We start from the raw sequence: 10,507 nt of genomic DNA on the forward strand, positions 1-10,507 counted from the left end.
GCTTTTTCAAGGTGACAGTGGAAACTACTTTGACTACGCGCCTGCAATCCAAGGCGTAGCGATCGTCCTATACATCAAATAGCAACATCAACATCTGGATACCATTAGAGATTTTAGATTGTGAAAGTCTGCCGGGAAAACATTTTGATAAATTTCGCTGAGTTTTGCAACAATTACGAGTCTTTTGGAATTCTAGAGCTATCTTGTAAAAAGTGTATTTTCAGGAGACTCAACTACTATGGGTTGGTTTAAAAGACTGTTCGGACTCGAAAAGCCTGCACCCCAGGCTGAACCGATGGCACAAGTAGTACAGCAAGCTGCCCAAGCGCAATCAATCGCTCCTGCTAAAGTCGGCCCAGACGGAAATTTTGACGAAAGCGGCCTCGCGAAGCGCGTTGCTTTAGCTTTTGACGGCGATCCAGAAGTTGCTGATATCGAGACTGTTTATGTGGCTCAGCTCAGCGGCACGGTTGTTCTCAAAGGTCAAGTTCCCAGTCAGGAAATTCTCGACAAGTTGGTGGCGATCGCCTCTGCTGAAGAAGGTGCCGCAGGCGTGCAAACCGATCAAGTGACAATCGGCTAGAGCCTATTGGCTCACTTCTGCGATCCCTCCTCGCTTCCCTGTCTAAGGGGAGTTGAGAGGGGATGCCAGGGGCTTGTCAAAGCTCGGAAACTAGAGCTCAAAAGTTTTTTAGCCATAACTTAGTTGCTGGAGTCGATCGAATTTGACCGCCAGCAAACCTTTAGCTCCCGCTGTAGCGGGCTTTTTTGTGCGCTCTGACCGTTAAAATATTAATTTTTGTTGAGTTTGCTGGTTATTCCAGTAAACGGTAAAATAGAATACAGAAAGGAAAAAGTTTTTACTGACTAAAAAGCAAACCTGACCTGACTGCCCTTTTTATCTCCATACATATAAGGATCAAAAAATATGAAACTCACTTATCGCGGCGCCAACTACGAGTACGACATTCCCACAGTCGATATGATCGAAGGCGAAGTGGCGGGCAAATATCGGGGCCAAAACTGGAACTATCGGTATCCGAGACACATTCCCAACCCCAACAAATACGGCGGCACAAACTATACCAAAAAGCGAGATGCTGAAGCTGGCGATCGGGATGTCGCAGCAGCTCGGGCCTCAGAGAGGGTTGAATCTTATCCAACAGTTGTGGAAGTGGCGCAAGTGCACCGGGCGAATATTTGCAATATTCTCGATCGCAGACAGCAAGCAGCCAAGGCCAAGGGCGATGAAACACTGCTGCGCTTGCTAGAAATTGAGTGGCAGCAGATGGCCTGTTAGAGAACAGCCTGAGAAAACAAAGCGTTTGTCAAGAGGGGGAAATCGAGTTAAGCTCAATTTCCCCCTTTTGATGCTGTTTGTGCGATCGATCTTGCACCCTCGAAGCGATATCAATCGTCGGGGTTTTGGGCGATGCGATCTTTTTTAATGCGATCGATCTCCTCAGCACTCTTTTGGGTGCGATGGGTTTTGACGATTAACTGTATAGCTTGAGTAATCATCGACGGGATAACATCGACGACGGGTTTACCTGAACGCACATCGAGATTTCCGTTGATGCCGATAATGATGGCTTGTGTAAGAAATGCACTTGCGATCGATCGGCGGATGAACTTGTGTTGATTGCTTTGGCTGTTATCGCTTAACACTCTAAGTATAATGAGTAATCAACTGTTTATTAATGGAAGTGATAAATGGAACCTCTAACCATCACTCTGGCGATCGCAACCGTACTGGGAACAAAAGCTTTGGAAAAAATTGGAGAAAACCTTGGAGATGCGGTGACTCAACGGGTTGAAAAATTCCGGTCATTGCTCAAACACGAGTCTCCAGATACGGCGAGTGCGATCGAACTTGCGCCAGAGCAGCCTTTGGATTATGGTCAAGCAATACTGGAGGTACAGTCAGCAAGCGATCGTAATGACGAACTGAAACAAATATTAACGGAATTGGTAGCAGCAGCACAGGCAGATCCAAATCCCACACTTGCACAATATCGCCAAGCAGTAACAGATACGCTGCAATCTCAACAACCAACTGTCCAAAACTTGGCTAAATTGGCAGAGAAAATCAATAATCTTAATCAGGCTCAAACCATTAACATTACTCAAAACAACACCTTTTGACTGGAGTCGCCTTCTGGGAACGGGGCAAAGTCAATTCTCACCAAAACTATCCAAGTTGACTGGCGCGATGTCTGCAACAAAGTTATAGCAACTCAACAACTCCGCCGCCAAGCAACAGCACAACAATATGAATTAAATATTTACGTTCCCTTGGGATTAATGGAACGTCCCAAAACACCAAACCCCATACCAAACCCCACAGGCGAAGAGTCACGCCAGAAAGAACCAAAACTGCAAATCGTCCAAACTTATAAAGATGATGCTTTTTTCCAGAAAGTAATTGCCGAAAATCGCACCGAAAAAGGCAAGCATATCGCGATTATTGGCGAACCCGGGGCGGGAAAAACTACGCTGTTAGGAGAATTGGCGGAACGGTTGCCGAAAAATTCCCCAAATTTTCCGATTTGTATTCGATTAGCAGATTTAAGGGATAGCACAATTGCCGATTATTTACTCAATAATTGGCTGGCAAAAGCATTGCAATTTATCGATTCTGATGCCGAAAATGTCACGCCAGAAATCAGAAAAGAATTGAAGCAACTATTCGCTGAAGGTAAGGTGTGGTTGCTGTTGGATGGGGTGGATGAAATGGCGGCGACTTCCCCTATCGAGGCGTTAGCGAGAATTCGGGAACAACTGACAGACTGGGTAGGTAAGGCGCGGGTGGTGCTAACTTGCCGTTTGAATGTTTGGGATGCGGCGATTAGCAATACCCTGACAAATTTTGATACTTATAAAACTTTGGAATTTGAACCCGATGATGTGGATGAGTTTATTCGTCAGTGGTTTGAAGAGGCGAGTCACGATGAGAAACGGCGCAATTCTGGCAATGAAAATTTTTGGCGAGAACAGGGAAAACGCTTAACAAGACAGTTAAAGGAACCGGGAAAAGAGCGAATCAAAGAACTGGTACGCAATCCCCTGCGGTTGTCGATGTTGTGTCAGTCTTGGTGCGTACCCGAACAGGAATTGCCCGAAACGAAGGCGGCACTTTACGAGCAGTTTACCATTTATTTTTTTGAGTGGAAACAAGAGGAATTTGAGAAGAAACAGCGAGTATTAAACCAGAGGGATAAAAAACAGATTCAACAAGCTTTGGGAAAGTTAGCTTTAGCGGCAATGGAAAGCGTTAATCGGTTTCGGATTGAGCAAGATTTTGCCATTGAGCAGATGGATGAAGAGTGGTTTAATTTAGCAGATGAATTGGGATGGTTGGTTTTAGTTGATAGGGATACCCGCACGAAAAAGCCTATTTACGCTTTCTTCCATCCGACGTTTCAGGAATATTTCGCCGCTTGTGCAATTGGGGATTGGCACTTTTTCTTAAATCACCAAATTCCCCCTGTTTCTTGTGAGTGTTACCGCATTTTTGAGAAGCAGTGGCGAGAGGTAATTTTGCTGTGGTTGGGTCGAGGGGAGATAGAACGAAAGCAGAAAGAGGAATTTATTGATGCTTTAGTTAATTTTGAAGATGGATGTGTAGGTTTTTATAGATTTCGAGCCTTATTTTTAGCTGCTGCTGGAATTGCCGAGTTTCAGGATTATTCCCAAATAGATGAAGTAATAAAGGCAATTGTTACGTTTGGTTTTGGTTATTTTAATACTGAAAAACACGATAGGATAACTTTTTTCAAGGTAATTAGTAATGCAGCTAGGGAAGCATTGCAACAGACGCAAAGTCCAAAAGCGATCAATACTTTGGTGCAACTGCTCAAATCATACCAGCTTGGTTGTTACACCCGTTTGCAAGTAGCAGAAAGCTTAGGAAACATTGACCCAGGCAATCAAAATGCGATCAATACTTTAACTCAACTGCTCAAATCAGAGGAACTTTATTATTACACCCGTAGGCAAGAGGAACTTTATTACTACACCCGTAGGAAAGTGGCAGAAAGGTTAGAAAACATTTACCCAGGCAATCAAAATGTGATCGATACTTTAGCTCAACAGCTTTTATTTAACCTTTATTATCACATCCGTAGGCAAGTGGCAGAAAGCTTAGGGAAGATTGACCCAGGCAATCAAAATGCGCTCGATACTTTAGCTCAACTGCTCAAATCTAATGAACTTGATGATTTAGCCCGTTGGCAAGTAGCAGAAAGCTTAGGGAAGATTGGTCAAGGCAATCAAAATGCGATCCATACTTTGTTGCAACTGCTTTCATCTAACCAACTTAATGAGAACACCCGTAGGCTAGTAGCAGAAAGCTTAGGGAAGATTGACCCAGGCAATCAAAATGCGATCAATACTTTAGTGCAACTGCTCAAATCTAACGAACTTTATTTTATCACCCATATGCAAGTGGCAGAAAGCTTGGGAAAGATTGGTCAAGGCAATCAAAATGCGATCCATACTTTGTTGCAACTGCTTTCATCTAACCAACTTAATAATAATACCCGTAGGCTAGTAGCCGAAAGCTTGGGGAACATTGACCCAGGCAATCAAAATGCGATCGATACTTTGTTGCAACTGCTTTCATCTAACCAACTCGATGATGGCACCCGTTGGCAAGTAACAGAAAGCTTAGGGAAAATTGGTCAAGGGAATCCAAATGCGATCCATACTCTGGTGCAATTGCTTTCATCTGACCAACTTAATCATGTCACCCGTATGCAAGTGGCAGTAAGTTTAGGGAAGATTGACCCAGGCAATCAAAAAGCGATCAATACTTTAGTGCAACTGCTTTCATCTGACCAACTTGATGATGTCACCCATATGCAAGTAACAGAAAGCTTAGGGAAGATTGGTCAAGACAATCAAAATGCGATCAATACTCTGTTGCAACTGCTTTCATCTGACCAACTTAATGATAATACCCGTAGGCAAGTGGCAGAAAGCTTAGGGAAGATTGACCCAGGCAATCAAAATGCGATTGATACTTTAGTGCAACTGATTTCATCTAACCAACTTGATAATTTAACCCATAGGCTGGTGACAGAAAGCTTAGGGAAGATTGGTCAAGGAAATCAAAATGCGATCAATGCTTTGGTGCAACTGCTTTCATCTAACCAACTTGATGATTTCATCTGTATTATACAAGTGGCAGAAAACTTAGGGAAGATTGGTCAAGGCAATCAAAATGCGATCAATGCTTTGGTGCAAGTGCTTTCATTTAACCAACTCGATGATGACGCCCGTTGGCAAGTGGCAGAAATTTTGGAAAAAATCCCTACGAACAAGCAATTAGCCGTCATCAAAACCTTAAAAGTCAACTTTAACAACTCTCAGCAAATTGATGAGTATCTCTACAAATTAATCTGGCACTACGGCCAAAATCTGCCCTACCCCGACTTCTATCAAGCTTGGCACCAAGACACCCTTACCAACTCCGCAACAGCAAGCCTCAACATAGCAAACTTACCCCAAATCCTTGCCGAAGCCATTAACGAGCGACCTGATTTATGCAGCAAAGTCAAACTAATTTGCATCGACAGTGACAAATTCGGTAATCCCGAAAATCCCGCTACCAAAATTTACAACGAAATGCGCTTACAAGGTTGTGACAAAAGTGAAGATAGTAAACCAAAAACAATGGCAGAATTACAAGATTACTGGGATGAGTTAAGGATAGAAAGCGAAATTCCTCTATTTTTCATCTGCTACGACTCCACAGCACTCTCCGCCACACCCACAGGATTTAACGATTCATTTCTGAAAGCTTTAAGCAAATTTGATGGCGCGATTTGTGTGGTGTGCGAACAAGAAAATATTCCCTTGCCAACTTTTTCACCCAGCCAACCCGATTTAGTCGCTGCTGTTGTAGCATGGATTCGGCGAAGTCTACTAGAAAATAGACATCCTATTTAAGAGCCGATCGACAAAGCAGGAACCATGACACTTACAAAGACCGAGTATAAATATATAGAACTCAACGAAGACAATGTTCCCATCCTAGCCGGAACTACGATGAAAGTCGTTGAATTAGTCGAAGCTGAGATAGCTTATGGTTGGAGTCCAGCAGAATTACACTTCAATCATCGCTACTTAACTATGAGCCAAATTCTTTCTGCGTTAGCTTATTATTGCGATCGCAAACAAGAACTCGATGCAGAAATCAAGCGACGAGAAGAGTATGTTAAACAGGCAGAAATTGAAGCTGGCGAATCTCCTTTTGCTGCTAGACTACGTGCACAAGGGCTATTGCCTTTGTAGCTTCCCTTAAATTCACCCCTTGACACAAACCACCTGCTTCAAAGTCGCCACAACTTCCACCAAATCCGACTGCTGACTCATCACCTCATCAATCGGCTTATAAGCCCCCGGAATTTCATCTAAAAATTCCTTATCTTTCCGGCACTCAACCCCCTCAGTCTGCCGCACAAAATCATCGAGAGTAAATACATTCTTCGCTTGATTGCGAGACATCAACCGCCCCGCGCCGTGACTGCAACTACAGTAACTCTCAGCATTTCCCTTCCCCTTAACAATGAAAGATTTCGCCCCCATCGAACCCGGAATAATCCCGTAATCCTCTACATCTGCGCGCACAGCACCCTTGCGAGTCACATACACATCTTCGCCAAAATGCACCTCTTTTTCCGCGTAATTGTGGTGGCAATTCACCTCTAATAACGGCTTAACAGATTTGCCGCCCGCGACGTGCTTTTCCACAACTCGCTTAAACCGATTCATCATCACATCGCGATTAAAACGAGCATAATCTTGCGCCCACTGCAAATCGTGCCAGTAAGCAGCAAACTCCCGCGTACCCGCTACAAAATAAGCCAAATCTTTGTCAGCCAGGTTAATTTCTGCGAGTTTAGCTAAATCTTTAGCCGTCTCGATGTGCTGCTGTGCGAGCAAGTTTCCAATGCCGCGAGAACCCGAATGCAGCATCAGCCAAACAAAGTTTTCAGTATCAACGCAAACCTCAATAAAATGATTGCCGCCGCCGAGGGAACCCATTTGTTTTAAGGCTTTATTGTTTTGGTGCTGCACGCCTTGATGAAGTTTCTTAAACTCGCCCCATCCCTGCCAGTTGGTGACAGTTTTTTCTACTTCCTTGTTTTCCGCAAATCCCACGGGAATTGCGGCTTCGATATCGAGGCGAATTTGTTTGAGTTTGCCTTCTAATTTGTTAGCGGTGAAAGGCATTTTAATAGCAGCCATCCCACAACCAATATCCACGCCCACAGCAGCGGGAATAATCGCTTCTTTTGTGGCAATTACTGAACCGACTAAAGCACCCTTTCCTAAATGTACATCGGGCATTAGTGCGACGTGTTTGAATACAAAGGGCAAAGATGCTACGTTGGCGGTCATCTTAGTTTCTTTTTCGCCCAGGGCGTGATTTGCCCAAGATAGCACGGGTTTTGGGGTTGATATGTCTAATTTTTCGTAGGGCATTTTTGTTTAAGTTGGTTTTGCCAGTTTGTTATGTAGTATTATTGTAACATGAAATTTTTGGATGTCAAACGCATCTGACAGACTAATTCTCGTAGGGTGCGTCAGTCGGGAATTTCTTTTGGGAGTCATAGAATGTTTACTGACGTACCTTACCCACTAATTCTTGCGGCGTCAACTTCACATAAAATGCACTAGCGGTATTGTTTGTAAGTCCGACAGTCCGACAGGGAATGAATTCCCTGTCTCATAGCTAAAGTCCTCTAAAAGAGGACTAAAATCCATGGCACTTCCCGTCAAAATCTACAGTCGGTTTTAACCGACTTTCGCTATGAGGCAGGGGTTTCAACCCCTGTCGGACTGCCGGAAAGCGAGTCAAAAGCTAACACGGCACAAGAAGCGTCCTGTATTGGAAATCCTTAAGAAATGCCTAAAGATTGAATGAATAATTTACTGTAAGTAGGTCGGCGCAAAAAAACCGAAGTATGTTAAAATAAGTAAAGAAAGAGAATACATCTACTGAGGTAACTCAATATATGGGCGCTAGATTAAGGGTATTCCTGACTCAACAACAAGACAAAACTCTATTAGAACTGAGAATTGCGGATGTTCCACAAAAAGTCAAAGATAGAGCAGAAGTAATTAGATTAAATGCACATGGCTGGTACGTTGAAAAAATAGCTGCTCATTTTAACTGGACTCCACAAACAGTGAGAGAGGTTTTACATAAATGGTCGCATCTAGGCATGGAAGGGCTTTGGGAATCGCCTGGTCGAGGGGCAAAACCCAAGTGGAAAGAGTCAGATATAGAGTTTTTAAAAGAATGCCTCAAAAACGAACCACGTACATATAACAGTCTTCAATTAGTCCAGAAATTAGAAAAAGAACGTTCTGTTAAACTAAGTGCCGACCGATTAAGACGGATACTAAAAAAAAAGGTTTATTTGGAAATTCGCTTAGAAAAAGTCATAAAGGAAAACAAGACCTCATAGTACAAGAAACGAAGCAATCCGACTTAGATATGTTGCAATTAGAGGCAGCGGCGGGAGGAATTGACTTAAAATATTTAGATGAATCAGGATTTTGTGCGTGGAGTGAACCTGGTTATACTTATTACCAAATAGGTGAGCAAAAACGGTTGGAACAAACGAAACGGCGTGGTCGCAGACTAAGTATTGTCGGACTTCTTCAACAGGGAATCAGTTTTGTTTACGGTTTAATCATTGGGGGTGTTGATCGAAAAGCTTATATCAAAATGATGGAACGAGAAGCCCAGGAAGCTGCTGAGATTGGACGACGGAGAGTAATCGTACAAGACAACGGCCCAATACACCGATGCAAAGAAGTCCAAGAATTATGGCCGCGTTGGGAAAATCAAGGTTTATATATCTTCTTTTTGCCCAAGTATTGTTCGGAAATGAACCCCATTGAATTGGAGTGGCAACACATTAAAAAAGATGAATTGGCAGGACAAATGTTTGATGATGAGTTAGAACTCGCCTACGCCGTAATTCATGGAGTAGAAGTTAGAGGACAAAGGGGAAATTACACTACACAACGTCTTAAGTTTAACTCCAATTAGGTAACTTAATGTTTTGTTACATAGATAGGTTTTTTACCGCCTACCTACTTAGGGTGCGGATTCTTGTACCTTCGCCAAGGAACCAAACAACTCTTTTTCCCCGAAAATAACTAATGTCTTTTGTTTAGAGTCAGGTTGTTGACTCAGGGCTTGTGAGTGAACGGACAGAATGCTATCTGAATCCCAACGATAGAAATATTTCAGGTCGCCGCAAAGCATTTCTTCAACATCCTTGAGATTGGGGTAAAGTTCTTTAGACGAACGCGGCTCGTGACCGATTAAAATTAGTTGATCTGATATTTCCATTTTGTTAATATCGATTAGATACATGAGCCCTTCATCAGTATTAACTAGAATGCGATCGTCTGAAAGGTAGCACATATAGCTACCAAAACCGTCACTCAGCCCAGGCCAAGGCCATTCGCATATACCCAGTAGATTGCGGTCAGGAAAACTGAATCGGCTGATTTTTCGGCCGCAATCATGTACTATTAGAAATTCGCCACCAGCAGGGTGAAATTCTGGAGGCCCCATGTAATCATCGGCACAGAGAACCTCTACGGCATGAATTGTCATACCATCATCATAAAGCCAATAGATTTGCGATTCGCCCTGACCCTCGGTAGTCCAAACAGCTAAAATTTGATTTTCTGGGTGTCGTTGAAACCAGAATCCACGGTCATAAAAAGGGTCTTTGAGCCTAATTTTTCGCTGGATATGCCATGAATTAGTATCGCGAATTTGAATCTCGACTTCCTCGCCTTCAATTAATTTGATACACCAAAAATGCACGCCGTCTGCATCAAACCAGCAGTCCATAAATCTATTCTTGCTATACGAAAACTTAACAGGAGGGTTAGGTAGGAGTTCTTCAAAAACTAGCTGGTTTTGTGATGTCACAATTGCTAAATGATTGCCCTTTGCCATAATTGCTGCCAGCAAATCGCCTTTGGGACTAATGGCTAAACAGCTAATTTCGTCGGGAAGCTGGTATTCGTATTTTGGCGACAAGTTGCGATCGACTAAAGTGACTTTTTTGCGATCGCCACTGACGATCGTCGCCCACTCGGAATTAATGGGTTGATTTATATATGAGAATGACCAGTCAATTTGTATTTCATGTTTTGGTAAAATTAGCATAAAAATACTTAGATATGCTGCGTAGATTGGCTCTATTTTAACTAAAATTTTGCATCATTTATCGTATGGTGCGTCAGTCTTTAATTTATCTGGGAGGGTGAGAAAATATGTACTGACGCACCTTACCCACTAATTCTTGCGGCGTCAACTTCACATCAAATGCAGTAGCGGTATTGTTTGTAAGTCCGACAGTCCGACAGGGAATGAATTCCCTGTCTCATAGCTAAAGTCCTCTGAAAGAGGACTGAAATCGATCGCACTTTCCGTCAAAATATACAGTCGGTTTTAACCGACTTT

8 protein-coding genes and 1 pseudogene are annotated in these 10,507 nt (G+C 43.0%); 6 read left to right on the top strand and 3 right to left on the bottom strand.

What is annotated here, in order from left to right; all coding sequences use genetic code 11:
- Nucleotides 1–238: 238 nt before the first annotated feature.
- On the top strand, nt 239–583 hold the full coding sequence (locus tag D0A34_10695; GenBank protein ID UNU19275.1) for a BON domain-containing protein: 345 nt from the start codon (nt 239–241) through the stop codon (nt 581–583).
- Between the two features lie 345 nt (nt 584–928).
- Nucleotides 929–1,300, top strand: a complete 372-nt coding sequence (locus D0A34_10700) for a DUF4278 domain-containing protein (GenBank protein ID UNU19276.1) — start codon at nt 929–931, stop codon at nt 1,298–1,300.
- Between the two features lie 110 nt (nt 1,301–1,410).
- Here D0A34_10700 and D0A34_10705 read toward each other — a convergent pair whose 3' ends face one another.
- On the bottom strand, nt 1,411–1,668 hold the full coding sequence (locus tag D0A34_10705) for a hypothetical protein (protein ID UNU19277.1): 258 nt from the start codon (nt 1,666–1,668) through the stop codon (nt 1,411–1,413).
- 45 nt (nt 1,669–1,713) lie between these two features.
- Here D0A34_10705 and D0A34_10710 point away from each other — a divergent pair, with 45 nt between their 5' ends.
- The 3 genes from D0A34_10710 (at nt 1,714) to D0A34_10720 (ending at nt 6,297) form a co-directional block, all read left to right on the top strand.
- Nucleotides 1,714–2,145: a hypothetical protein gene (locus D0A34_10710; GenBank protein ID UNU19278.1), complete on the top strand. Its 432-nt coding sequence runs from the start codon at nt 1,714–1,716 to the stop codon at nt 2,143–2,145.
- Between the two features lie 159 nt (nt 2,146–2,304).
- On the top strand, nt 2,305–5,952 hold the full coding sequence (locus tag D0A34_10715; GenBank protein ID UNU19279.1) for an NACHT domain-containing protein: 3,648 nt from the start codon (nt 2,305–2,307) through the stop codon (nt 5,950–5,952).
- Nucleotides 5,953–5,976: 24 nt separating this feature from the next.
- On the top strand, nt 5,977–6,297 hold the full coding sequence (locus D0A34_10720; GenBank protein ID UNU19280.1) for a DUF433 domain-containing protein: 321 nt from the start codon (nt 5,977–5,979) through the stop codon (nt 6,295–6,297).
- A gap of 12 nt (nt 6,298–6,309) precedes the next feature.
- Here the strand turns inward: D0A34_10720 and D0A34_10725 are convergent, their stop codons facing one another.
- Nucleotides 6,310–7,491, bottom strand: a complete 1,182-nt coding sequence (locus D0A34_10725; protein ID UNU19281.1) for an RtcB family protein — start codon at nt 7,489–7,491, stop codon at nt 6,310–6,312.
- A gap of 533 nt (nt 7,492–8,024) precedes the next feature.
- Here D0A34_10725 and D0A34_10730 point away from each other — a divergent pair.
- Nucleotides 8,025–9,070 (top strand): annotated as a pseudogene (locus tag D0A34_10730) (IS630 family transposase).
- 48 nt (nt 9,071–9,118) lie between these two features.
- On the opposite strand, the gene D0A34_10735 reads toward D0A34_10730, so the two are convergent.
- A complete protein-coding gene (locus D0A34_10735) occupies nt 9,119–10,210 on the bottom strand; it encodes a hypothetical protein (GenBank protein UNU19282.1) in 1,092 nt (363 codons plus the stop codon).
- Nucleotides 10,211–10,507: the final 297 nt, after the last annotated feature.

The organism is Microcoleus vaginatus PCC 9802 (assembly GCA_022701275.1).
Classification (GTDB): Bacteria; Cyanobacteriota; Cyanobacteriia; order Cyanobacteriales; family Microcoleaceae; genus Microcoleus; species Microcoleus vaginatus_A.